22 protein-coding genes are annotated in these 24,457 nt (G+C 42.6%); 14 read left to right on the top strand and 8 right to left on the bottom strand.

Annotated features, from left to right (window positions below):
• Positions 1-5: 5 nt before the first annotated feature.
• The 4 genes from BUB11_RS23000 to BUB11_RS22985 form a co-directional block, all read right to left on the bottom strand.
• Positions 6-692, bottom strand: a complete 687-nt coding sequence (locus BUB11_RS23000) for a sugar phosphate nucleotidyltransferase (RefSeq protein ID WP_073032584.1) — start codon at positions 690-692, stop codon at positions 6-8.
• Between the two features lie 17 nt (positions 693-709).
• Positions 710-1,696 (bottom strand): SDR family NAD(P)-dependent oxidoreductase, encoded by a 987-nt coding sequence (locus BUB11_RS22995; protein ID WP_073032582.1) that lies wholly within the window; start codon positions 1,694-1,696, stop codon positions 710-712.
• A 73-nt stretch (positions 1,697-1,769) separates the two neighbouring features.
• Positions 1,770-2,891 (bottom strand): glycosyltransferase family 4 protein, encoded by a 1,122-nt coding sequence (locus tag BUB11_RS22990; protein ID WP_073032581.1) that lies wholly within the window; start codon positions 2,889-2,891, stop codon positions 1,770-1,772.
• A 190-nt stretch (positions 2,892-3,081) separates the two neighbouring features.
• The gene (locus tag BUB11_RS22985; protein ID WP_073032579.1) at positions 3,082-3,318 is read right to left on the bottom strand and encodes a hypothetical protein; all 237 of its coding nucleotides are present in this window, start codon (positions 3,316-3,318) and stop codon (positions 3,082-3,084) included.
• Positions 3,319-3,482: 164 nt separating this feature from the next.
• Here BUB11_RS22985 and BUB11_RS22980 point away from each other — a divergent pair, with 164 nt between their 5' ends.
• The 5 genes from BUB11_RS22980 to BUB11_RS22960 all read left to right on the top strand — a co-directional run bounded on the left by BUB11_RS22980 (position 3,483) and on the right by BUB11_RS22960 (position 10,388).
• The gene (locus BUB11_RS22980) at positions 3,483-4,484 is read left to right on the top strand and encodes a glycosyltransferase family protein (protein WP_073032577.1); all 1,002 of its coding nucleotides are present in this window, start codon (positions 3,483-3,485) and stop codon (positions 4,482-4,484) included.
• A gap of 91 nt (positions 4,485-4,575) precedes the next feature.
• On the top strand, positions 4,576-6,132 hold the full coding sequence (locus BUB11_RS22975; protein ID WP_073032575.1) for a YncE family protein: 1,557 nt from the start codon (positions 4,576-4,578) through the stop codon (positions 6,130-6,132).
• A gap of 130 nt (positions 6,133-6,262) precedes the next feature.
• Positions 6,263-8,035 (top strand): hypothetical protein, encoded by a 1,773-nt coding sequence (locus BUB11_RS22970; RefSeq protein ID WP_073032573.1) that lies wholly within the window; start codon positions 6,263-6,265, stop codon positions 8,033-8,035.
• A 202-nt stretch (positions 8,036-8,237) separates the two neighbouring features.
• Positions 8,238-9,203 (top strand): CgeB family protein, encoded by a 966-nt coding sequence (locus BUB11_RS22965; RefSeq protein ID WP_242947706.1) that lies wholly within the window; start codon positions 8,238-8,240, stop codon positions 9,201-9,203.
• Between the two features lie 189 nt (positions 9,204-9,392).
• The gene (locus BUB11_RS22960) at positions 9,393-10,388 is read left to right on the top strand and encodes a glycosyltransferase family 4 protein (RefSeq protein ID WP_073032570.1); all 996 of its coding nucleotides are present in this window, start codon (positions 9,393-9,395) and stop codon (positions 10,386-10,388) included.
• 159 nt (positions 10,389-10,547) lie between these two features.
• Here BUB11_RS22960 and BUB11_RS22955 read toward each other — a convergent pair whose 3' ends face one another.
• Positions 10,548-10,772 carry a hypothetical protein gene (locus tag BUB11_RS22955; protein WP_073032568.1) on the bottom strand — a complete coding sequence of 75 codons (225 nt, stop codon included), beginning with the start codon at positions 10,770-10,772 and terminating at the stop codon, positions 10,548-10,550.
• 181 nt (positions 10,773-10,953) lie between these two features.
• Positions 10,954-11,640, bottom strand: a complete 687-nt coding sequence (locus tag BUB11_RS22950) for a DUF6385 domain-containing protein (protein WP_073032566.1) — start codon at positions 11,638-11,640, stop codon at positions 10,954-10,956.
• A gap of 147 nt (positions 11,641-11,787) precedes the next feature.
• On the opposite strand from BUB11_RS22950, the gene BUB11_RS22945 reads away from it, so the two are divergent.
• The 9 genes from BUB11_RS22945 to BUB11_RS22905 all read left to right on the top strand — a co-directional run bounded on the left by BUB11_RS22945 (position 11,788) and on the right by BUB11_RS22905 (position 22,371).
• The gene (locus BUB11_RS22945) at positions 11,788-13,776 is read left to right on the top strand and encodes a TPR domain-containing glycosyltransferase (RefSeq protein ID WP_073032564.1); all 1,989 of its coding nucleotides are present in this window, start codon (positions 11,788-11,790) and stop codon (positions 13,774-13,776) included.
• The gene (locus tag BUB11_RS22940) at positions 13,760-15,520 is read left to right on the top strand and encodes a tetratricopeptide repeat-containing glycosyltransferase family 2 protein (protein ID WP_073032562.1); all 1,761 of its coding nucleotides are present in this window, start codon (positions 13,760-13,762) and stop codon (positions 15,518-15,520) included. Before BUB11_RS22945 ends, BUB11_RS22940 begins: the two co-directional genes overlap by 17 nt.
• Positions 15,517-17,052, top strand: a complete 1,536-nt coding sequence (locus BUB11_RS22935) for a glycosyltransferase (protein ID WP_073032560.1) — start codon at positions 15,517-15,519, stop codon at positions 17,050-17,052. The genes BUB11_RS22940 and BUB11_RS22935 overlap by 4 nt, the downstream gene beginning before the upstream one ends.
• On the top strand, positions 17,052-18,701 hold the full coding sequence (locus tag BUB11_RS22930) for a glycosyltransferase (RefSeq protein WP_073032601.1): 1,650 nt from the start codon (positions 17,052-17,054) through the stop codon (positions 18,699-18,701). Before BUB11_RS22935 ends, BUB11_RS22930 begins: the two co-directional genes overlap by 1 nt.
• Before the next feature lie 136 nt (positions 18,702-18,837).
• Positions 18,838-19,032, top strand: a complete 195-nt coding sequence (gene thiS, locus BUB11_RS22925; RefSeq protein WP_073032558.1) for a sulfur carrier protein ThiS — start codon at positions 18,838-18,840, stop codon at positions 19,030-19,032.
• 3 nt (positions 19,033-19,035) lie between these two features.
• Positions 19,036-19,839, top strand: a complete 804-nt coding sequence (gene thiF / locus BUB11_RS22920) for a sulfur carrier protein ThiS adenylyltransferase ThiF (RefSeq protein ID WP_073032557.1) — start codon at positions 19,036-19,038, stop codon at positions 19,837-19,839.
• A gap of 31 nt (positions 19,840-19,870) precedes the next feature.
• Positions 19,871-20,623, top strand: a complete 753-nt coding sequence (locus tag BUB11_RS22915) for a thiazole synthase (protein ID WP_200797978.1) — start codon at positions 19,871-19,873, stop codon at positions 20,621-20,623.
• 2 nt (positions 20,624-20,625) lie between these two features.
• Complete coding sequence (gene thiH / locus BUB11_RS22910; protein ID WP_073032553.1) at positions 20,626-21,780, top strand: 2-iminoacetate synthase ThiH; 1,155 nt, start codon at positions 20,626-20,628, stop codon at positions 21,778-21,780.
• A gap of 9 nt (positions 21,781-21,789) precedes the next feature.
• A complete protein-coding gene (locus BUB11_RS22905) occupies positions 21,790-22,371 on the top strand; it encodes a thiamine phosphate synthase (RefSeq protein WP_073032552.1) in 582 nt (193 codons plus the stop codon).
• A gap of 501 nt (positions 22,372-22,872) precedes the next feature.
• On the opposite strand, the gene BUB11_RS22900 is transcribed toward BUB11_RS22905, so the two are convergent.
• Positions 22,873-23,178, bottom strand: coding sequence for a hypothetical protein (locus BUB11_RS22900; protein ID WP_073032599.1), 306 nt, complete (start codon positions 23,176-23,178; stop codon positions 22,873-22,875).
• Between the two features lie 181 nt (positions 23,179-23,359).
• Positions 23,360-24,376 (bottom strand): DUF6385 domain-containing protein, encoded by a 1,017-nt coding sequence (locus BUB11_RS22895; protein ID WP_073032550.1) that lies wholly within the window; start codon positions 24,374-24,376, stop codon positions 23,360-23,362.
• Positions 24,377-24,457: the final 81 nt, after the last annotated feature.

The raw sequence follows: 24,457 nt of genomic DNA, 5'->3' as shown, positions 1-24,457 counted from the left end.
TCCTTTTAAGGGAGCTCCTTAAACACCTCTTTCGCCTTTTCAAGATCAGCAGGTGTCCCAATATCAAACCAAAGATCATCACTTTCATAGCTTACGACATTTGCATGTTTCGAAAGAAGAGATTGGACTAAATCAGGCATATCAAAGCGTTCATTCTCCGGAATTAAGGAAAGAATTCGCTTATTTATAACGTATATCCCCATGCTGGCCCAATAGTTAAGAGTTGGTTTTTCCGAATAAGCGGTCACTTGACCATCCTTTATCTCTAAGACTCCAAATGCTGAATAAACGGCCTTCTTGTGTACAGCGACCGTCATATCTGCTTGCATAGCGACATGGTACTCATACAGCGCTCGAAAATCCAAAGTAGTTAATTCATCACCATTGACCACTAAAAAATCATCTTTTAAATTAGGAACAATTTTCAAAGGACCTGCCGTACCTAAAGGGGCAGTTTCAATAGAATAACGAATATCGAGGCCAAAATGACTGCCATCCTGGAAGTAAAGCTTGATGAAATCTGCAAGATATCCTAAACACATTATTATTTCATTGACTCCCGCGCATTTTAGTTGATGCACAAGAATATCCGCTATCGGTTTATCCCCAATGGGAAATAGGGGCTTGGGCAAAATTCGGGTATAAGGATCTAGTCGTGACCCTCTGCCTCCCGCTAAAATAATAGTTTGCATAATATCCCCCTTACCTTTTAAATCTGGTATTTCCCAATCTGAAAACGATTCATATGGCTGGCAATCCAAGCAACCGTTCTCTTGACCCCTTCTTCCAGAGACACCCGAGGTTCCCACCCGATCGTCTCTTTAGCTAAGCGATTATCGGCTAAAAGACGGTTAACCTCGCTCCGGCTCGGGCGTACTCGCGCCTCATCCACTACGATTTCTGCCGTACTCTGAACAATTTTTATAATAATTTGGGCTAACTGGCCAATCGAAATTTCCCTTCCTGAACCAATATTTATAACTTTTCCAAACCCTTCTTTACTCTGGGCTGCTTTCATAAAGCCATCTGCTGTATCTGCGACAAACGTAAAGTCACGCATGGTTTCTGTGTTGCCAAGACGTATTTCTTTACAGGCCAAGGCCTGAGTAATCAACGTCGGTATGACGGCTCGAGCAGATTGTCGCGGTCCATAACAATTGAATGGCCTTACGGTTACTACCGGCAAATCGAAAGAAGCGTAAAAACTCTCCGCTAACATATCTGCCCCGATCTTGCTTGCCGAATATGGAGACTGACCTTGAAGTGGATGAGACTCGTCAATAGGGACATAGAGTGCAGATCCATAGACTTCACTTGTTGAAGTGTGTACAACTCGCTCCACTCCATGATCGCGTGCTGCTGTCAAAACATTAAAAGTTCCCATAATGTTTGTTTCAACAACCTCGCGAGGATTTTTATAGGAATATGGAATTCCTACTAAAGCACCTAGATGAAAAACAGCGTCACACCCCTTAACCGTTCGTTCGATGACATCTGCATCACGTAAATCTCCGGCAATTATTTCGATTTGGTCCAGTAATTTTGGTTCTAAATCCTCAAGGTTCCCACGTCCATCTCTAGAATTATATCGAATAAAAACACGAACTTTTGCTCCCGCATTGACCAAGGCCTCCGTCAAGTGGCTGCCAATAAATCCTCCTGCTCCTGTGACCAAGACCTGTTTTTGCTCCCACATTGCGCTCTCCCATCCCCTCTTTATCCAGTAATTCATATATGGTATGTCAGTTTTTGTCTATCTGACACCGCATTTATTTTCCCTTAACACGCTCCAAGAGGGTAAGATATCTAGGCGCAAGCTGAGACCACTTAAACCTTAATGCATTCTCACGCCCTCGGATGGAGAGTGATTTTTGAAGCGATGGGTTATCGATAAGGTTTCCTAGAGCCTCTGACAACTGAGAGACATTACCTGCCTCAAAGGTTAAAGCGCAAGCGTTTGGTACAACTTCTGCCAGACCCCCAGCATTTGAGGCTATAATTGGAGTCCCAATCGCCATTCCCTCTAAGGCCACTATTCCATAGGCTTCACGTCGGCTAGGAACGATGAGAGCCTCAGAACTCGCCATCCATCGTCGTACCGCCTCATTTGACTTTCGACCGTGAAAATGAACGTAAGCCTCTAGCCCCAGGGACTGAACAAGTTGCTTTAAATAACTCTCATAAGAATCTGTTCCCTTACCCACAATATTTAATTGAATTTGCCGGCCGCTTCTTTGCCGAATTGCGACGGCCTTGATCAGATCCTCAATTCCTTTATATTCCAACAACCTTCCAACGTACAGAAACTCATTCATACTTCCTGGCCGCCAACGTTCTAAAGGTATGGTTATACCGAGCGGTAAGACCTCTGTTTTGGCAAGATATTGAGGAAGATGGCTTTCTAAATACTGTCTTTCACTCCGACTTATAAGTTGAATGCGTTGACAACGCATGAACAACTCTTCCTGTATCTTAAATTGGGCTTGTAACTCAGGCTCTGGTGAGTCTCCTAACTCTTTGCGTAAAAAGGAATATACCGAATATAAAATCGGAACGACTCCTTGGGACAGGGTATACACTAAGGGAGTAAAATTAATGGCATGGCTGTGAATTATATCCCATCCTTGACAAATCTCCGGAAACTCCTGACAAACTACATCCGCCTTGATCATCCCCAGATAACCAAAATAATGACTGTTACGAGGTAAGCCCAGGACTTTAATCCGTTGTCCCAGTGAAATCCAGCCCGGTATATTCCAATCGCTGCGCGGTACTATTACGGTTTGTTGTACACCCATGCCATCAAGCATATGGACAATTCCTGTAACCGCTGTTCCTGCGCCACCAAAGCTTTCACCTTCAAATTCATTAGTTAATGATAAGACCTTCAAAAAGTCACCCCCATATCTTTTGGTGGTGTCAACAATTCTCAAGGTTGACTATCTGTAATAATTTATGCACAAGCCTCCCGACTTGTTAGAGTTCTGATCTTTAATTCCTTAAATCTTTTCAAAAGCAAAAGAAGTCTGCCAGTTGCTACATCGACAGACTTCTTTTGCTTTTAAGTTCCCTACTATAATACTAATGGCTCCAGAGAACATTCACTATAGTCGCAAATGCTCCTGCCAAGGCTATCACAAAACCTGACCACCAACGACGGCTAGTTTCAGTTCCCTTTTTATAATCCTCAAAGTCCCGTTTTGTAATATAGTTGCCAGCCAGAAGCACACGCATATCGTTTACGACTGCCGATACGTCCTTAACAGCTTCCTTGATTTCTCCAATATCCTTCTTAATCGTCTGGACCTCCTCTTCCATAACCGACCCTCCTACTCAAAATACAGACATCCCTTTCCTTTCACTTTATAATATGATCTCCTTGATCAAATGGTACTAGCCCTTCATTCCCTCTTAATCTCTTTCGACATATCCTAATACTATGTACGGTCATTTTCCGTAAAAGGTCAATGAGGAGGTTACAAATGCCTACGATTATTTACCCTCCCTCAATCCCCTGGAATTGGATGTTTCAGCGCCCGCAACAGTTACTGGGTCGATTTTCTTCATCCGGCCAAACTGTTCTCTATGAAGACCTTGGAAACTTTTCAAACCCTAAAACAAGTCTGTTATCACCATCTCTTCTCATCTGCCAAGGAGTATCAGCAATGGCTGTTCCCCATCCCAGACCACGCATCCTTTGGTTGACTGTTCCCTCTCACATCAATTTAATACCAAACTATGACCCAGACCTCGTTATTTATGATGCAGTGGATGAGCCTAAAGAGGAGTTTGCCAGTTGGGCGCCCTATTATCCCACCATCCAAGAAAAAGCAGATATCATTTTTTGCAGCAGTAGCAGTATTTATGAACATTTCCTTAATAAGCATCCCCATGTCTACCTAGTCCCCAACGGTGTAGACTACGTCCATTTTTCACCCGCTCCTCCTTACCGACCAACAGATCTTCCCTCAGGCAAACCTATCGTTGGGTATAGCGGAGCGATTGCCCCTTGGGTAGATTGGGAGTTGCTTAAAATAGTGATCGCAGATAATCCGGAAATCAACTTTGTTTTTCTGGGGGCTCTCTTTCAACTTAATAAGTTCCCATTAAAATTTAAGAATGTTTTTTATCTCGGACTAAAATCTTATCAGGAACTTCCAACTTATCTCCACCACTTTGATGTGGGACTGATTCCCTTTCGTCAAACAGAAATGACGAAAGGGTGCAATCCAATTAAGCTTTATGAATATTACGCAACGGGAATAAGAGTTCTAGGCACACCGCTTCCCGAGCTGCTTACTATTCCTAAAATCAATCTTGAAAGCAAACCTCACCTGTTCTCTCTGCGACTGCGACATCTATTAGCAGAAGATGACATGAACAAAGCGGAAAGAATGGCCTACGCTCAAGCTAACGATTGGAGTGAAAGGGCCGGTCGAATACTTCACTATATTTTCAATAGGGCTAATACAAATCAAGAATAGCGTGTAACACCCTAATCCACGAGCGAATAGTATACGTTGAAAGCTACTAAGTCTACTCGTTTCTCGAATCAAAAAAGGGGGGAATACACACATGCTATTTGAAACCCATGCATGGGTAACGCTCGACAATGCCGTCGCCATATATAACGTCTACAGCGATGTGCTAGTCGCTACCATTCCTGTGGGGATTGCTCCAGCTTTCCCTAGACGCACGCCGGATGGTACCAAAGTTTTAGTTCCTAATTTCGGAAGCAACACCGTCTCTGTCATTTGCACCGCTGGAAATCTAGTCTTAGCAACGATCCCAGTAGGTCTTGCCCCAACTTCAGTCGCCATCGACCCTACTAGTACTACAGCATATGTGACAAACTCTGGAAGTGGAACTGTTTCCGTTATTAGCATTCCAACTCATACTGTAGTAAGCACCATTACGGTTGGTTCAGGACCAATCGATGTCACTATTGCCCGTGATGGCAGTCGTGTCTACGTAAGCAATAGCGACAGTAATACAGTCTCTGTCATTAATCCAGTAACCAATACCGTCATCGCAACAATCCCAGTAGGTACTTCACCGAATGGTCTGGCTGTTAGTTTAGACAATACAAAGCTCTTCGTTGTTAACAGCGGCAGCAACAACGTTAGTGTTATTAACACAGCCACAAATGCTCTATTGAGCCTTATTACAGTTGGCTCGAATCCGCAAAAGATTGCTGCAAACCCTGTAAATCCCGTCTTTATGTATGTAAGTAACTTCGGATCAAACAGCGTAAGCGTAATCTCGACCACGGGCCTTAACGTTATAACAACTATTCCAGTTGGAGTAAATCCTCTCGGCCTGGATGTTACCGGCGATGGCACACAATTATGGGTTGCTAACGAAGGTGACAGCTCAATAAGTATCATCAATACGCTAACCAATACTATCGCAGCTGCCTTACCAACATCATTCCCGCCAAGAGGTGTTACCGTCGGAAGAGTTGGTTCAGCTCTATCACCTAGTGATCCCATCGATTTGACAGACCCTTATCAACTTGAAGAAATAACCGAATCTGTCTGCATTATCGTTGAAAAAGTGTATGCCAGCTGTTTGCAAAGGGAATGCTTCCCTGCCTTCATCGTTGCCTTACCAGTTGGTGGTGTACCTCCATTTACCTTTGTAAGTATGACCTTTGCTACTGGGGTGATTGTTCCTGGCAGTGTCGTCATTACACCAATCCCTGCACGGCCTAACTTCTCCAGAGTTCAATTCACCATTCAAATTCCCTACACGTTAACTTTAAGGGATTCAACCGGAGTCTTGTTTACAGTCACAGGTACCCTTCCAGATATCAACAAAGATATCGTCATGTACTTCCCACCAACACGACCAGAATTTGACTTTAACTTGCGCGTTGAAACTAGAACAGAAGTGCTAACCAGTCCATTGTTTACGACAACATCGATTCAAATTGCCATTGGAAGCTTTGTCATCACAAAGGTTACAGGCCTTGTTCAACTCCTCGTTCCAGCCTTTGGCTTCTGCCCAGAACCTCCAGTTTGCGAGGAATTCCCGGAAATCCCAGAAAATCCGTGTATCAATTTCTTTGATGTCAATCTCACACCATTCCCAAGTGATTTCTTCCCGCCACAACTGGATACTTGCCAATAACTAATCAACATGTGTTGTTCACCCTCTTATCTTATAAATGGTTGCCCTTCCAGAGAAAGGGCCGTCCAAAAACGGCCCTTTCTTATTACGGAAAGGATCACTTAAATCACGAAAAAAGGAAGTGATCATATTGGCTGTCTTAACTCGAAACACTTTAAGCCCCCTCCTTCTAACCTATGAAAGCGAATCTTCATACTTACATATCGACTCTCAAGGATGTGCGCTGTTTATTGCAAACAATTATGAACCCACTTATCGAATCCAGGAACCGCTTCTATTAGCACATGGGATTATGACTGATTCTAAAACCGTTCATCTTGTCGTACTCAAATCAAGTGGAGATCTCTGTTACACTCTTATTTCTGGAGCAGGTACACCCCAGACAACCCTGATTGCCAAACTTGACGTTCGCGGTACACGATACCGCAGGCTTTTTCTGTTTCCGCAAGGCAAGGTAATACATATCTTTTACGCATCTACTCACAAATCCATCCCTGAACTTTGGCGTATTGAGCACCGATTTTGGAACGGAAACACTTGGCACAGTACCCATATGGGAGAGGTCGTTCATCCGCGAGAACCGCTTTATCATGTTAACTTAGACAGTCAGGGTAATCTTCATCTTTGCAGCGTAACTTTCCAAGGGCGGTATTCTCTTCTATTTACGAACCGTTTTAACGGAACGTTTCATATATGGGGATCTCCAACCGAAACATTGAAAATAGCCGGTGAGGTCATGGATATGGCTGCACTCATGACAACCGACAATGTTCATCATCTCTTTTGGGTCGTTAAAACACCCACTGGACAGTTTGAACTCCGCTCAGCACAACAGCTGGACGCCCACGAATTGTCAAGTATTTGGCATCCGTCACTAGCTCCGATTAAAACGTTTAATACTCCCTGCAAAAATATTGGGGCCCTAGAGATAGGTGGAGTTTTATGGCTCCTTGTTTATACCGGGGAAGAAATCCTCATGCAAAACGATGGCAAAGGATGGAAATTACTTTACTCGCACACTCCTTCTAAGCAGAACCTGCAATGGGTTCATAAAGATAGAAAGTACTTCCATCAAACTTACTGGTTAGAAGATCAAGTAATGAGGCACGCTCCAGCCTATTACCGAGAATTAGGCTTCAACGTTAATTTTCAGACTCCGCCGCCTTCACCCAGCTACCCTGTTCCTAACCAAGTTCGCTCTCCTATTTCCACTCCAACTCCCACCCCTGCTCCGCCTCCCGTGCCGGCCTTCTATCCAGACCAACTGTCATCCAATTGTGACCCTCTTCCGAACATCCCTGCAACCATAAACATCCGCGAATTAAATTCACCAAACCCGCCAGTTATCCCCCCTGAACCTATTATCAAAATGCTAAATACTCCTGGATCAGCTACTGAAATACCCAAAATCTCTGAAGTACATGAAACAGTTGCAACCCCAGAAGTCACTGAAATAGTTGAGCCCCATCAAACTCCAGAAGCTCTTGTTCCCGAGAACCTTACCGAGGAGGTCCTTCATCCAATGCCAAGTAAAGAATCGGATCAACTCCAATCTTTGATCAAAACAGTTGCCCATCTCGAACAAGAAAACAACCTTCTCAGTCTTGCGGTAAAAAATATGCTCTCCAAGTTTGACCAAGTAATAGAAGTAATTTCCGAAAATGCTCTTCAAACCAAACAAGAAGATCCACCACCCTTTGATGAACTTGAACCGGTCAAGGAAGCCATGTCCAATCTAGAAAAGGAAACCCAAAGTCTTTCTCAAGTTATGCGTGTCATGTTGGTCAAACAAGAAGAGCGTGACTCATCACTTGAAAAACTCGAAACCCAGATTTCTCAACTTCAATCAGAAAAGGATGATCTTAAAACTAAAGGAGGTTTTTGGAACAAATGGATCACCTAGATTTAAGCACCAATATCGCTGATATTCTCTGTACGTATCCTCAGACAGCCAAAACATTTCGTAAGTTTGGAATACTCACATCTGGTTGAGGGGCGAAAAGCTTACTCAATATGAGCGTTGAGCAGGCTGCTCAACGATACCGTGTTAACTCCGCAACCTTGATTAAAACCTTGGAAGTTGCTATTGAACAATCTAAACATCAATGGAGACACAATTAATGAACGTTCTCTTTTTAAATAATTCATCTTTATTGTGCCAAGGACTGGCCTCCGGATTTTCTCCATTCGATGACATTCGCTATATTCCAGTTCACCAATCAGGTTGGGAAGATTGCTTAACTAATTTATTAAAGACCTGGAGGCCTAAATTTGCTTTAGCTGAAGGAGTTTCTATCTCCACAGTGGCCCAAAAACTATTTCCACTTTTACGCCGGCACTCCCTTCCCTTAATCTATTGGGCCATTGATGATCCTCCGGACTGGCGCCTTATGTCTCGACCTTTGGCACGTGGGGCCAGTCTGGTTCTTACCCCTGCGAAGGAATGTCTAGCGCTTTATCAGCGGGAGAAAATACAAGCTCACTATTTTCACTTTGCTTGTAATCCCTCTTTTCATCGGCCGACGGAATCGTCAATTAAGTATTCTTGCGATTTACTTCTCGTTGCCAATTACTATACCTCATATCCTCAACGCAGGATTGGTTTAGAAACAATCCTTACTCCCTTGCGATCTGGACCCTTTGATTTAAAGGTTTTCGGGAATGAAGACTGGCTGTCGAACAAGGATAATTACACGTTGGAGCCCGGATCGTATCAAGGATATTTACCCTATGATCAGCTACCGTGTGCTTATTCTTCCGCTAAAATTGTATTAGGCTTAAATTCTGTGACAGACTCTCCCACTATGATGAGCATGCGAACTTTCGAAGCCTTAGGCTGTCGAGCCTTTTTCCTAACCCATTGGACACCTGCCATTGAAAACTACTTTAAAAACCATGTCCATCTCGTCTGGAGCCGTCATCCTGACGAAACATTAGAACTTGTGCGTTTTTACTTAAGCCGAGAAGACCTGCGAGCAAAAATTGCTCGCCAAGGACAAGAAGAAGTGTACCGCAACCATACTTATCAACAACGCATCCAGTCCGTTCATAAGTTTCTACAAAAGTTATAGCCTATCATCTCTTAATAAACATAATTTCTGATTTTCTTCTGAATTCCAGTTGTTTGTAATTTTTCGCAGTTTCGCAGTTTCGCAGTTTCGCAGTTTCGCAGTTTCCCAGTTTCCCAGTTTCCTAATTACATTCCTTGCCAAATCCTTCATTGCCACTTACCCATCGAGAATTTTTCGGGAGGATTCTTTATGAAAGTACTTTTCCAGGCTCGTCCAGACTTTATGAAAAACCCTGCTGGAGATACTGTCCAGATCGTTTCAACCGGGCAAGCACTAAAAGACCTTGGTATCGAAGTGCATTTATCTGCTGATCCTAATATTGATCTTTCCCCTTATGACCTCGTTCACATTTTCAATATCACTCGCATCAAAGAAAGTTATATGTTTTTTCTCAATGCCCAAAAGCAAAAGAAAACAATTATTATATCCCCTATTTATTGGCCCCCCAATGCCTACCTTAAACGTGAAGGTGCAAGTTCTAATGCCCTTGCAGTCTGGAAACACATGCAACCCATGCGGGCTCGCCTCTTGGGGGAATGTGATCTCTTACTCCCGAATAGTCAGATCGAAATGGATGTTCTTCAACAAGACTTCCTCAAACTTGCTTCTTACCAAGTAGCACCCAATGGCTTTCCAGATTCATTCATCGGAGCAACCCCAGAACTTTTTCGGGAACAGTTTCCTGATCTCCCCAAAGAATTCGTTCTCAGTGCTGCGCGAATATCCCCTCGTAAAAATCAACTTTGGTTAGCAAAAACATGTCATGAACTTGGTCTGTCTCTCGTCCTCTTAGGCCCAGTCAATGACCAAAATTATTATAAAATGGTGACAGCTTTTTCAAACGTCACACATATGGGCACTCTGCAGGGAGCACTTCTTGCTTCAGCTTATTCAGCATCTAAAGCCCACGCTTTACCAAGTTGGTTTGAAACCCCAGGCCTATCCAGCCTAGAAGCCAGTGCCTGTGGTACCGTTGTCATCTCTACAGATCAAGGAAGTCCTAAGGAATATTTTCAGGACATGGCCCTATATGTACACCCCCTGGATGACGCGAGCTTACGCACTGCTCTTGAACAATCCTATAATGCCTCTCCTTTGCCTTTGATGCAGCATATTCAAAAACATTATCCTTGGTCGAGAGTCGCAGAGATAACCTTGGAAGCTTATCATAAAGTGCTTAACTAAGACTTTATGTGAAAATAAAACGATAAAGAAGAAGGTACGCCTTTGCCTTCTTCTTTATCTCATTTCAAACTCCCATTGATCCAATAAAAGTTCTTCATAATATTCCAGATGAATAAGAGTCCTCTTTTTGAACAGAGGTGTTCTTTTTGCGGATAGATGTTAAATATCTTTAATATGAACCAATATCTTTTCTGCCAAGGTTCTTAGATCACTTTTCATACGCTCTGCTTTTAGACTAACATTCAAAAAATCCAACACCCCAACCACTGATCCACAGTTGGTGCACTGTACGAAGAGCACAGCTCGAGTGGTTCCTTCTAGATTATTGGCGTGGACAACCTCAAATTGATTGCTTCCACATTTCATGCAGCTGGATTTCGCCATATAAGCACCTCCCTATTTACCGTCTGCCTTCATAGTCGTAATAGTTTATGTGTTTATGGAGGTATTTGCCTCAAAGAGACAAGAAAAGGCCTAATTCATCTAATCGTGAGACTCCCACTTTCACAAGTGGGAGTGGGAGACCAGAATTCTTACTTCCTGATCTCCATTGGGCTTTCATACTCTATAATTCTCCCTGAAAAAAAACATTCAAGGTAACCGCACTAGCTGCATTCACAGCACTATAGTAGACTCGCGCATACTTTAGAAATATTGAAGAAACTAACGTGGTCAAAGAGTTCTGATTAATTGTAACCGGGCCCGCTTCATCTAACCAGTTTACTCCATCCGGGCTAATCTGCATTGTTACCAGTGCTTGGGCGTTTGTTGCTAATGATTCGTTGACGACACCGAAGGTCCAGGTTTCAACACCCAAAACATTGTAAGTTGTATCCCCGCTTCCTGCCGTATCAGTGATATTCGCAAGAGTAGCGGATACATCTGTCGTCGCACTGACCATAGATAGTCCTGCGGCCGTGATAAGCAGACCTCCGCTCGGGGGAGTGATCGCCAAACCTGTTGACGTAATCGCTAAGCCATCCGTCGGCGGAGTAATTGCCAAACCGCCTGTTGGAGGAGTTATCGCCAGCCCTTCTGCCGCCGCAGTTACAGTCAAACCATTCGTCGGTGCGGTGATCGCCAACCCCGTTGACGTAATCGCTAAGCCGTCCGTCGGCGGAGTAATTGCCAAACCTGTAGAAGTGATCGTCAGATTACCTGAGGAATCCGTGTTTAAGGCTGCGTTATTACCTCCAAAAATTTTTACCTTTGCCTGATCGGGATTGTCCTGAAAGATTTTAAAATTCGCCATGCCTCTATTTTCCCTCCCTTTCCCTTGTAATCTATATTTATCCAGATTACATGCTACATGTTATTCTTTTTCTCGCCGGAAAGTTTCTGTTTTTGTATGCATATATTAGTAAAACGAGAAAGAGAAGAGATGAGAGGCAAATAAGCTATGGCCGAAACGATCAGTTTGTGCATGATTGTTAAAAATGAAGGACAAAGTCTAAGGCGATGTTTAAATAGCCTGTCCGGCCTTGCCGATGAGGTTATTGTTGTCGACACAGGGTCTACAGATTCTACGTGTGAAATCGCTCGCCAATATGGTGCTATCCTGCATCATTTCCTTTGGAATGATAACTTTAGTGATGCTCGGAACGCTTCCTTGGAACTTGCTCAGGGAGATTGGATTTTATTTTTAGATGCAGATGAAGAGCTATCGTCCGATAGTCGGGAGACTTTAATCCGCTTAGTTCAAGATGAAACAGTTGAAGGCTACTTTGTTAAAATTAAGAATTACCTTGGCAAAGAAGGTTGGATTGAAACTGTGTCTGACCTAGTGTTTCGACTCTTTCGCAATAAGAAGGAGTATCGCTTCCGTGGAGCAATACATGAACAAATCGCCGATGTGATATTAGAGAACAACTCTAAGGCCCGTTATCAGATTGCAGAGGATCTTACAATCATTCATCACGGTTATTTAGACGAAGTCATTAAGGATAAAGATAAGAAACAGCGTAATCTAATGTTGATTGAGAAGGAACTGATGCTTAACCCCACCAATCGATTACTTCAATATCATTATGGTGTCGAACTGTTTCGGGCTGAACGATATGCAGAGGCGGCCAATGTCTTAATCCAGTCAGCAACTGACATTGATCCAACTACGATCTTTCTTCCCAAACTCATCCGCTATATTGTAATGGCTCAACAGTCTTCAGACCAACTTCAAGGGGCACTTAATACTGCTGCCCTAGGCCTTAAACTCTTCCCCAACTACGCAGATCTTTACTTTTATACCGGTCTTATCTTGCTTGACCTAAAATTATATGCTCAGGCACGAAATGCATTATCTCAAGCACTCTCTATGCCTGAACAACCGCCGCAATATTCCTCCTTTGGCGGGGTTAGGGGGTTTAGAGCTTATTACTATCTTGCACAAATTGCGGAATCCTTTTTAGATGAAGAAGAAGCGCTTAAATACTACCTCTGCAGCCTGCGTGACAACCCCAACTTTACCCATGCTTTAGAACATCTCGTCAGCATACTAAAACCAACCAAAGAACCCCTTTATACAATGGAATGTCTAGAAAAGGTCTGTGACTTCTGCACTCCAGCCGCTAATCGACTAATGGGAGATATCTATTTCAGACATGGAGCCTACGGTCTGGCCCTGCATTATTTAGACCAAGTTGAGGCAGGATTTCCTATTTCACCAGACATCAAACTCAGAAAAGCCATCTGTCTGATTCAGGAACGGCGATTCTTTGAGGCATTAAGACTCCTTGAAGATTTCTCTCTCGACAGCCCTGAATACCCTATAGCCACTGTCAATAGGTTATTTTGCTTCTGGATTCAACACAGACCTCAGAAAGTCCGCCCCCTTTGGCAAGAGTTGCATGCCCTTGGATTAGAGCCTGATACAGAACATGTCATTTCCCTTTTTCCAGCCTTTTCTGAAAAAACTGCATCTTCTCCTCATTTTATTTTGGGACCAGATGGGATGTCGCTATTGCTTGATATTGTCCAGCGTTTGGTCGCTTTAAAAGAGATCAATCGAGCAATGTATTTCTTACATGCTCTTCACCCAAAATGCCTAACCGAATATTACTCAAAAATTGCCCAAATCTTTGTGGATTATGGTGAAGAAACCAGAGCAATCCCATTCATACAATCAGCTATTGAAAGGGTTCCATCAGCTAAAGCCCATTTCCAGCTCGCCGAAATCTTCTCTCACCTGGGACGACTTTCAGAAGCAGAACAACATTATAAACAGGCTCTCCAATTAGATCCGGATACTCCCCGTTACTATGTTCGTCTTATAGAACTGTATACCACCCGGCGACAAGCCATTGTGAATGAAGCTTTACAAAAGTATCCCGGAAACGATATCTTTAAAAAGTTATCGGAGGAGGTTTCGTCCAGCGATGAACCAGCGGATTAGCCTCACCATGATCGTCAGAAATGAATCAGCTCATTTAGCCAATTGTCTGGAAAGTATAAAAAACGAAGTTGACGAAATTGTTATTGTCGATACAGGGTCTATTGACGATACCATCAATATTGCTCAGCGTTATACCTCAAATGTATACTCCTATCCTTGGAACAACGATTTTAGTGCCGCTCGAAATTTTGCCATTGAACATGCTTCAGGTGATTGGATTTTTGCCATGGATGCCGACGAAGAGGTTGAGTGCCCAGATATTAATTGCCTTCATACCTTGTTAAAGCTAGAAAAAGACAAGGAAGCTTTCTTGCTTCCTCTTCTTAACCCCATCACAGATTCCACGCAGGAATACAATACCTTTTACGTGCTTCGGTTGTTTAAAAATAACGGGTGTTATAAGTATGCCGGCAAGATTCATGAACAGGTATTCCTTTCGAATCATGAAAAAGTCGGGTTTACCACACAGCCTATTTTGAAGCATAAATTTCTACCCCTAAAAATACGTCACAAAAAAAGAAACCGTAACCTTAACTTATTGAAAAAAGCCCTAGAAGAAGATCCTCATAACCTTTTTCTACACTACTACCTGGGGGTTGAGTGGCTCATGCTTGGTAAAGCGGGCTATGCTCTGCCTTTCTTACAAAAAGCTTATCACGGTCTAAACGATGACCATTTGCTTTTCCGGGCTCCTGCTCTAAAATATCTCCTTTTATCCTTTAAAGAATTAGGCCGGCTTGATGAGGCTTTCTCCCTTTGTCTTGAAACAAGCCTAGAATATCCAAACTTTCCAGATCTCTTTTATCTTGGTGGACTCCTGCTCGAAGAAAAGGAGGAATACCTTATTGCCCTGAAGTGGTTTAATCATGCTATTTCTTGCGGTCCTCCCTCTGCACTGTTTAGCCATTTCACAGGCACTGAAGGTTTTTTAGCTTACTATCACTTAGGCTTTTGTTATGAAAAGATGGGAAGGATTCTCGAAGCCAGAAACGCTTATGAAACAGCCCTCAAGCTCAATCCTAAGTACCACTTCCCCCTCTATTCACTCTTTTTGAATCTGCTTAGCGAAAAAGGCCCTTCTCTTTGCTATCATCATCTAAAAGAGCTTGGATTCCTAGACGATCCCCTTTTCTGCCTCACTTCAGCCGAGCTATTTTTCCTCTCTAATCATTCAGAGCAGGCTTTTCGCTGTCTGGAAACCCAAAAAGACAGTTTTCCAGATAGTGAACGCTTCCTTTTTTACTACAGTAAATATTGTATCTATTCTGGCAGAGTTAAGGCCGGTTTTGAGTCTTTAGGCCAGATTACCTTGCAAAGTCCTTTTTACGACTCTGCCCAAGCACTCTCTATAGCTGCGCTCATCTTGCTCGGTGATCTTTTAAAGGCTAGATGCTTGGCAATCACGCATTGGAAAAATCATTCGACCCGGGGCGATGCTTACATTTTCCTGTGGTTAATCCGATTTATGCAGAAGCATCCCCTTCCCACATCTCCGCTAAAGGTTCGGGAGAAAGAACTTTTAGTCTTAATTACTGAACTGTTCGTTGATTATAAGCGTTATCAATCCCGTGAGTTCATTTATAACCCACTTGTTGAGGCTTATGGCTTAGGTCTTGAAACACTCCTAAAAACCACTGAAAAAAGTTTCCATTGGCTTCTCAGGGACTATGACCAACGCTTACAGGATCTTAAAAATCGTTTTACTGCTAAATATGGCAACAGACAGTTGATGGTTGATTTATGAAGACTAAAGAAACCGTCAGCTTATGTATGATCGTCAAAGATGAAGAAGACTGCATTCTGACGGCCATTCAAAGCGTTCAATATTTAACGGATGAGCTTATCGTTATTGATACGGGCAGTATAGATAGTACACCACAATTAGCTCTCAGTGCAGGCGCAAAACTATTTCACTTCGATTGGACGAAGAACTTCTCTATGGCCAGAAACTTCGCCCTCAAACAAGCCTCTACGGATTGGATTATTGTCCTAGATGCAGACGAAGTTCTTGAAACAATAAACCCTGAGACCTTTTACGTACTCTTATCAGATAGCCAGGTAGAAGGATACTATCTCCGAATCAGAAACATTCTCGACTCGTCGATGAGTGAGTCCAGTGATCAGGTGGTACGTTTATTTCGGAATAGACCAGATTATCGATTTGAGGGAGCCATTCATGAACAAGTTGCCCCTTCAATTCTTAGAGCTAATAACGGTTGTGGTTTAGCCTCAGTTCCACTCACGGTTCATCACTATGGTTACCTTAAAGACCGTCTGGACTATAAGCATAAATTTTCTCGAAACAGCCAAATCATTACCCAGGAACTTAAGCAAAATCCAGAAAACCCCTTCCTGCTCTACTGCCTTGGGCTGGAATACTATCAACAAGACTCTATCCTTGAGGGGCTAAAACATCTTACAAAATCCCTAACCCTCCTGTCAGGTAACGAGGGTTATTTTGAAGATGTTCTTCTCAATATTGCACTTGGCTATCTCCGCCTTGAAGAAGCGCCGAAATTAATTGACTTCTTAAGTAAGGCTTTGAGTATGTATCCTGATCAAGCGGATTTTCTTTATCTCCGTGGACTTGCTTATCTTCAGGAAACGAGCTACTTTCAAGCGGCTGAAGACTTCCAATTGTCTCTGCATATCGGAACGATGACGCTGGCGACCTTTGACCAGGTATGTTGTCTGCTTGGCGACGTCTATCAATCTTCCGGTGATTTTCCCCAAGCTCACGATGCTTACACTCGTGCCCTCAAATTCGCACCCGCTTCCCCTTATCCCTTGCAACAGTTCATTAGCCTGATTCGGAAAGGCTATTCGATTGATTGTCTATTACAGGGTTCTTTGCAAGTTGAGAACTGGCCGAAAACTGAATCCTGGTCAGAATTGCTTGCAAATGTGACCAGCGAGAGCTTTAAACTCTACCTAGTTATGCTCTTATTAACCCTCTACCGAACGCTTAATACCAAACCTTTTTCTCATCAGGAACTCTTAGCCCTCCTTAGCCATTTTCCTAAAGTTTCGGAGCTTAGAATAACTGAATCCGATCCTGATATGACACAAAATGTTACCCGCGAATACTTGACGCTCGCGCTTAAGGAAATCCTGCTCTGTAGTATGGCCATGATAAAAGACATGGAAGCAACTAATTCCAATGCCAAAAACAGAGTTAATAACCTCTTGAAAAAAGCGCTTTATATTCTTTGCCACGTAATTGAATCAAGGGAAAATCGGTGGTGTAGATTGATTTTCAGGAAGGGGCATAAATGATGAACTATCGTGTTCTCCTAGCCAGTCCTGTCAAACAACAGGAGGAAATTCTCTCTGAATTTTTGGATTCACTTACACGCTTAGATAAAAGCCAAGTTGAGCTTAATTTTATCTTTATTGATGATCATAATGACCATAGTTTGCTCTCTCGCTTTGCCCTTGGGCAAACTAATGTCCGAATTCTCCCTGCCGATACCAAGAGTGAATATCTTTGTGACGAGTCAACCCACTATTGGCGAGAGGAGCTAATCTGGAAAGTTGCTCGTTATAAGGATCGCTTTATAAAAATAGCGCTCGATGAAGGTTATGATTACCTTTTCCTCGTCGACTCCGATCTCAGCCTAGATCCAAAAACCCTAACCCATTTGCTTTCGTTAGGAAAGAAAATTGTGTCTGAAGTCTTTTGGACAAAGTGGAAACCTGAACTCATCCCTCTTCCCCAAGTGTGGATGGAAGATCAGTACACCTTATATAAATCGGGGAGAGAGCCCCTCAGTGAAGTAGAAATAACCCAAAGGACCCAGGAATTTCTTCAAATGCTCTCTCGTCCTGGCACCTATAAAGTAGGGGGCTTAGGAGCCTGTACCCTCATTAGTCAACAAGCCCTCAGTCGAGGAGTCTCCTTTAGCGAAATATACAACCTAGGACTTACTGGAGAAGACCGCCACTTCTGTGTACGTGCGGTAGCTTTGGGACTAGAACTATATGCAGACACCCATTACCCGCCTTTTCATATCTATCGAGAATCAGAACTCGTCAAACTCCAAGAGTATAAAGGAAACCTGGCTTGCGCCAAGCCACAAGTGCCGGTGGAAGCCTTTGGTTGCACTAATTCCACCGATTCCACTTGCACAACTCGAGCTACTGGCGAAAAACCGATCAATAGCGACCTGCCACCAGAGCAATCTCTTTATAACAGATTTCAGCTCCACACTCTCCAAACCGTGAATCCAAGCAAAATCACTTTTTCGATGTTAGTCCACAATGAATCCGGTCGCCACTTAGAAAGAGTCTTAAAACAAGCCGCTGAATACATTGACCATGCCGTTATTTTAGACGATGCCAGCAAGGACAATACTATAGAACTATGCCAGGAAATACTGCAGGGAATTCCCTTAACTCTCCACTCCAACAAGGAACCCCTGTTCCATAATGAAATACTCCTTCGTAAACAACTCTGGGAAATAGCCGTAAGTACCCATTCGGAATGGATAATCATTCTGGACGCTGACGAGATGTTTGAAGATGATGGCCCTAAGCAAATTCGCGAGTTACTAAATCACTCTTCAGCTGTCGATTACATCAGCTTTCGTCTCTTTGACCTTTGGACAGAAAACCATTATCGTGACGATCTACTTTGGCAAGCCCACAAATGGTATCGGCCCTTTATCGTGCGCAATATTCCCGATTTCCAAGCTAAATGGCAAGAAACCCCCCAACATTGTGGGAGGTTTCCTAAAAATATCACGGACTTACGTGGTGGCACCAGCCCTCTCCGAATCAAACACCTAGGTTGGGTCAGACCCCAAGACCGCTTGGCCAAGTATTACCGTTATAAACAGCTTGATCCCAATGGCACATATGGAAATTTAGAACAATATCTCTCGATCTTAGATCCCAGCCCCAATCTAGTCCTATGGGAAAAGTGAAAACAATAGGACTTGACTAAAACAGTAACGCATTATAATATAATCCTAAATAAAAAAAGCACAAAATGGGGTACACCACCGAAAGGGTGTAATTTCATTTTGTGCTTTTTTATATGTTTTTTTAAGGAGGCAGACAATGAAAGTAAACGGAACCCTTATTACATTAGATAAAAGTCAAACCTTATTTGATTTTTTACAATCTCAAAGTATTGATTTTAATACCATTGCTGTAGAAAGAAATGGTGAAATTATTCCAAGGTCGACCTACCAAAACGTTGTTCTTAGCGATGAAGATACTCTGGAAATTGTCCGATTTGTGGGCGGAGGCTAATTAATGATAATAGAAGTCAATGGAAAAAAGCTGGATTTAGTATATCAGACGGCCTTTGAGGCAAGAGACCAAATTGGGAACGAAACTGATATCGTAATTTTAAATGGTTTTCAAATAGAAAAGGACAGCAAATTATCCGAGAATGATACATTAACCCTCATTCGTAAAGGCACCATGCCTAAGCAGGCAGAACTAGAGAGCATGATGATGGCAAGGCATACGCCAAATGTACACAAAAAGGTAAAAGAAGGCAAGGTAGCCATAGCCGGATTAGGCGGCCTCGGGTCCAATATTGCAGTTATTCTTGCCAGAATTGGTGTAGGGCAGTTGTTTCTGGTGGATTTTGATATTGTTGAGCCAAGCAACTTAAATCGTCAAAGTTATTATATAAGTCATTTAGGAATGCCAAAAACTGTGGCACTAAAAAAGCAGCTTAAAGAAATTAACCCCTTTATTAAAATAATAACTCAGAATGTAAAAGTCACAGAAGATAATATTCTAGAGCTTTTCAACGGTTATGACATTATTTGCGAAGCATTTGATCAACCGGAAGCGAAATCAATGCTGGTGAATGTCTCCTTAAATCAGCTTTCTAATATCAAAATAGTTTCTGCCTCCGGCATGGCAGGCTATGAAAGTTCCAATTTAATTAAGACAGTAAAGCCGATGAAACGTCTATATGTGTGTGGTGACCTGGAAAACGGAGCAGAAATTGGAAAAGGGTTAATGGCACCTAGAGTTCAAATTTGTGCCGGGCATCAGGCTAATATGGTTCTTCGACTATTGTTAGATATTGAAGATGTTTAAGAAAGGATGTTTTAGTGTGAGCGAGAAATTAATGATTGGCGGACATGAGTTTCAATCAAGATTTATCCTTGGGTCTGGTAAATTTTCCTTAGAACTGACAAATGCAGTTATCGAAAACGGAGGAGCTGAAATAGTAACTCTGGCGTTGCGACGTGCTAATTTAGACGGTCAAGAAAATATTTTGGATTATATTCCTAAAGGAATTACATTGTTACCAAACACCTCCGGGGCAAGAAATGCCGAGGAAGCCGTTAGAATTGCCCGTCTGGCAAGAGAAATCGGTTGCGGGGATTTTATCAAATTAGAAGTGATTCATGATTCTAAATATTTAATGCCGGATAACTATGAAACAATCAAAGCAACCGAAATTCTTGCTAAAGAAGGATTTATTGTTATGCCCTATATCTATCCGGATTTAAATGTAGCAAGATCATTAGAAAGTGCTGGTGCAGCATCAGTAATGCCTTTAGGTGCACCAATCGGAAGCAACAAAGGGTTGTGCACAAAAGATTTCATACAAATCTTAATCGATGAAATACATTTGCCGATTATCGTAGACGCTGGTATAGGCCGGCCATCCCAAGCCTGTGAAGCTATGGAAATGGGTGTTGATGCTATTATGTGCAACACTGCTGTAGCAACAGCAATAGATGTGGCTTTAATGGCCAAAGCCTTTAAACTGGCGATTGAAGCTGGTCGGGCAGCCTATCTCGCAGGCTTTGGGAGAGTATTAAATTATCGGGCAGAGGCATCAAGTCCTTTGACTGGGTTTTTGGAGGACTAATTATGAAAGCAGAGAATGTAAATCATATGAACTATCTAGATGGCATGGAAGTTACTGATTCGGTTATTATGGAAAAGGTAATGGCATTAGTAAAAAAATATGACTATCACCAATATACAAGTAACGATGTAAAAAAAGCATTAATGAAAGACCATACAACGATAGAAGATTACGCGGCAATATTATCCCCTGCAGCTATGCCCTATTTAGAAGAAATGGCAAGTAAAGCAACAACCAAAACAAAAAAGCATTTTGGTAATTCTGTTTGCCTGTTTACCCCCTTATATATTTCTAACTTCTGTGAAAATCATTGTGTCTACTGTGGATTTAACTGCAAAAACAAAATAAAAAGAGGCATACTTTCCTTCGCGGAAATTGAAGAAGAACTTAAAGAAGTAGCCCGGACAGGTTTGAAAGAACTTTTAATTTTAACTGGGGAGTCTCGACATAAGTCAGGAGTAGAGTATATCGGTGAAGCAGTTAGGTTGGCAGCCAAATACTTTTCTACAGTCGGCATTGAAATATATCCCTTAAATACCGATGAATACGCCTTTATAAAAGACTCTGGTGCAGATTTTGTTTCCGTTTACCAGGAAACTTATAATACGGATAAATATGAACAAGTACATTTAAGAGGGCCAAAAAGAATTTTCCCCTATCGTTTTAATTCACAAGAACGTGCATTAGCAGGTGGAATAAGAGGCGTCGCTTTCGGAGCACTCCTCGGACTGGACGACTTCCGAAAAGATGCCTTCGCAGTAGGATTGCATGCGTTTTTCATTCAACAAAAATATCCCCACGCAGAGATCTCCTTCTCCACCCCGCGTCTAAGGCCTTATATCAATAACGAGAAGAATAACCCTCATGATGTCCATGAAAAACAACTTTTACAGGTGATGCTTGCCTATCGCCTCTTTATGCCCTTTGCAGGCATTACTATTTCCACCAGGGAAAGAGCGGGTTTTCGCGATAATGTAATAGGAATGGTGGCAACAAAAATATCTGCCGGTGTATGTGTCGGTGTTGGAGGGCACAAAGAAGATGAAAAAGGAGATGAACAATTTGAAATCTCCGACTCACGAAGTGTGCGCGAAGTACATCAAATGATTCTCAACAGAGGGCTCCAGCCAGTTTATACAGATTACATAAGGGTTTAGGAAAACCATATGTTAATTTGTGTAACCAATCGAAACGATTGTAAAGACGATTATTTAAGTCGAATAAGTCAATTGGCCAAAGGAAAACCCCATGCCATCATGCTGAGAGAAAAGGACTTAAGCTTGACAGAATATGAATACCTGGCAGCTAAAGTAAGCGAAATCTGCGACTTGCATGAAGTCCCCCTTATTATCAATCAAAATATTACAACCGCCACTAAACTTAAACTCAGAAATATCCATTTATCAATCTCTGACTTAAGACAATATAAAAGTGAAGTCAGTGAATTTACATTTGGCACCTCAGTGCACACAGTGCCTGACGCCAAGGAAGCACAAGCATTAGGTGCTTCCTACATAATAGCAGGGCATATATTCTCTACAGACTGTAAAAAAGGAGTCCCCCCAAGAGGTCTTTCATTTCTTAAAGAAGTTTGCACTTTAGTCACCATCCCTGTCTTTGCTATTGGTGGAATTACAAAAGATAAAATAGAGGTTATTAAAAAAACGGGGGCAAAAGGAGTATGTGTTATGTCCGAATCTATGACTTGCACAAATCCAGTTAACCTTACAAACGACTTTCGATTCTAAGAAAATATCGGAGGTAAGGCAACGTCTCTAAGAAAGTAGCTTAACAAACTTCCAGTTAAGCGCGTTCCCAATATGACATTCATAGACGGTGCACATGAAATGTGCCGTCACCCAACCCTTCCGTTCCCCCAACCCAAGCCCCGGACGCCGTATAACACCGCGACGTCTTTATGAATTAGCTTAGCAATCCAGTTAATCGTTCCCAATAAGACATCCATTGACGACGCACATGAAATGTGCCGTCACCCAAAACCCTTCCGTTCTCAGGACCCAAGCCTGGGACGCAGTATGACACGAGCGCGACGTCTTTACGTAAGCAGCTTAGCAAACTTCCGTTTAAGCGACCGACCCGAAACACGGGGCAGTGTACAGGGATGTACACTGCCGCCAGTGAGCCACGGATTGCTCATCTGGCGGGCACCCCGCTCCCCAAAGCCAGTCGCTTAAACGGTTAGTTTGCTCTGCGTCGTATGACCGAGCGCTGTGTCATACAAATCCCCTCTATCGCTTATTATTCTTACTAAACGAATGGAAAAAATCATGCGCGAAATTTGCTCCCTTTCCTATAACAAGTCCGGTAATCACAATACCTACCCCAGGGTTAGAGATCTTAACAGCTAATAATTCTAAGGCATTAATACCACTCTGAAATGCAAGAAGAACCCCACATGCTAAACTCAAAAGTTCCAAAGTAAGGGGCCTAAACTTATCTGGAAAAAAGGGAATAGCATAAACTATATCTTTAAAAATCTCAACGACTTTCTCCACTAGAACCGCTAACATAAAAACCAAAGCTAGTCCGTCCATAAAAATCTCTCCTCTGAAATCAGCTCCCCTTTCATGTTCCATAATATTCCTGAACTCTTATAATGTTCTTATTCAAGGGAAGAGAGCAGGAAGGGGACGGTTCTTTTGCTTCTTTAATATTTTTCCAAGTATGTCCTGAGTGTACTAAACAAAGCGTGAACGGCCTAAGATTCCCCCCCCCCTATCCTTGGGCCTGGAACCATACACTCAAAGGGTTGGGCGATTGAGAGTGATAAATAAGGCGGACGTAACGAAGAAAACGATTTGGAGTAAAAACCGAAAGCGCTCCCGGTAATATTTTGCATTCCAAATCATCTGCTGTCCAGATTGCCCCATCTGGGCTTATTTGTAATTGTACCACGACGACTTCTGTTCCCGTATTATGAACCGCATAGGAAAAGACAGTTACCTCAGACACATCCTTTGGCATGGTTGCAATAGAAATATTAGTTGAAGTCACTGATTCAACACTTTGAAGATACTTTCTTCCAGACATTTTAACTTGCAGGGAACCATCCAAGGTTGAGTCAATAGAGTTTCCATTACTGCTGTAAATTTTTATACCATCACGGGAAGGTGTCAAATCACGTACATCAGCTTTAATAGGAGTTCTTATATCTACAGGCATGGGAAGCGGACTAACAAGTCTCACGGAGACCGGGGCTTGGATTTTCCCTATAGAATCGATGTGCCGGACATATACTTGCCCCTTTTCATCAAGCCGTAATTCTCGCTTCGGGTAGAGCCTCCAGCCTTGAATCTCATGAATAGAAATGATTCCCTCACCTAGGATTCCAACCTCAACTCGAAGTCCCGTTACACCTGTTGGCGTGGAAAAAACCCGTGTAAATTCCTCCAGCTCTGAACTAGGGCGCACGGTAAATAAATATTGGCTGACAGCACCAAGGTACACTCGAATATAACAAGAAACCTCTGCTGGCTCCGTTTGCAGGACTGCCCTGAATTCCCATCGTTGCCCCTCTCCAGCAGGTATCACAACATTATTCTCAAGAATAATACCCGCTCTCGGTCCCGACGGATGCATAATCTTTATAGCTCTTGAACCATTCGGGGTGCAAACCCACTCCCACTTAGTTGCACCGTCTCCACCGGTTTGAGCCCATCCATCTGGAAAATAGAGATTACTCTCTTGTTCTAATAGGAAATGACTATTATAAACTTGGTTTTTATCAGTCATTTCCGTCCCACCTTCATAGCATTTATAATCTACAAATTAGAATCTGATAATATGACATATTAACAGGTTATGTGAATATTG

The sequence above is a fragment of the Desulfosporosinus lacus DSM 15449 genome (assembly GCF_900129935.1).
Classification (GTDB): Bacteria; Bacillota; Desulfitobacteriia; order Desulfitobacteriales; family Desulfitobacteriaceae; genus Desulfosporosinus; species Desulfosporosinus lacus.
The sequence above is the reverse complement of the archived record's forward strand: the minus strand, read 5'-3'. Positions and strand labels throughout refer to the sequence as shown.

Coding starts and splice junctions, on each gene's coding strand:
- BUB11_RS22930 (WP_073032601.1), top strand. CDS start 17,052: ATGAACTATCGTGTTCTCCTAGCCAGTCCTGTCAAACAACAGGAGGAA.
- BUB11_RS22905 (WP_073032552.1), top strand. CDS start 21,790: ATGTTAATTTGTGTAACCAATCGAAACGATTGTAAAGACGATTATTTA.
- BUB11_RS22965 (WP_242947706.1), top strand. CDS start 8,238: ATGGAGACACAATTAATGAACGTTCTCTTTTTAAATAATTCATCTTTA.
- thiF (WP_073032557.1), top strand. CDS start 19,036: ATGATAATAGAAGTCAATGGAAAAAAGCTGGATTTAGTATATCAGACG.
- BUB11_RS22975 (WP_073032575.1), top strand. CDS start 4,576: ATGCTATTTGAAACCCATGCATGGGTAACGCTCGACAATGCCGTCGCC.
- thiS (WP_073032558.1), top strand. CDS start 18,838: ATGAAAGTAAACGGAACCCTTATTACATTAGATAAAAGTCAAACCTTA.
- BUB11_RS22945 (WP_073032564.1), top strand. CDS start 11,788: ATGGCCGAAACGATCAGTTTGTGCATGATTGTTAAAAATGAAGGACAA.
- thiH (WP_073032553.1), top strand. CDS start 20,626: ATGAAAGCAGAGAATGTAAATCATATGAACTATCTAGATGGCATGGAA.
- BUB11_RS23000 (WP_073032584.1), bottom strand. CDS start 692: ATGCAAACTATTATTTTAGCGGGAGGCAGAGGGTCACGACTAGATCCT.
- BUB11_RS22915 (WP_200797978.1), top strand. CDS start 19,871: ATGATTGGCGGACATGAGTTTCAATCAAGATTTATCCTTGGGTCTGGT.
- BUB11_RS22985 (WP_073032579.1), bottom strand. CDS start 3,318: ATGGAAGAGGAGGTCCAGACGATTAAGAAGGATATTGGAGAAATCAAG.
- BUB11_RS22995 (WP_073032582.1), bottom strand. CDS start 1,696: ATGTGGGAGCAAAAACAGGTCTTGGTCACAGGAGCAGGAGGATTTATT.
- BUB11_RS22900 (WP_073032599.1), bottom strand. CDS start 23,178: ATGGACGGACTAGCTTTGGTTTTTATGTTAGCGGTTCTAGTGGAGAAA.
- BUB11_RS22950 (WP_073032566.1), bottom strand. CDS start 11,640: ATGGCGAATTTTAAAATCTTTCAGGACAATCCCGATCAGGCAAAGGTA.
- BUB11_RS22940 (WP_073032562.1), top strand. CDS start 13,760: ATGAACCAGCGGATTAGCCTCACCATGATCGTCAGAAATGAATCAGCT.
- BUB11_RS22935 (WP_073032560.1), top strand. CDS start 15,517: ATGAAGACTAAAGAAACCGTCAGCTTATGTATGATCGTCAAAGATGAA.
- BUB11_RS22980 (WP_073032577.1), top strand. CDS start 3,483: ATGCCTACGATTATTTACCCTCCCTCAATCCCCTGGAATTGGATGTTT.
- BUB11_RS22955 (WP_073032568.1), bottom strand. CDS start 10,772: ATGGCGAAATCCAGCTGCATGAAATGTGGAAGCAATCAATTTGAGGTT.
- BUB11_RS22895 (WP_073032550.1), bottom strand. CDS start 24,376: ATGACTGATAAAAACCAAGTTTATAATAGTCATTTCCTATTAGAACAA.
- BUB11_RS22960 (WP_073032570.1), top strand. CDS start 9,393: ATGAAAGTACTTTTCCAGGCTCGTCCAGACTTTATGAAAAACCCTGCT.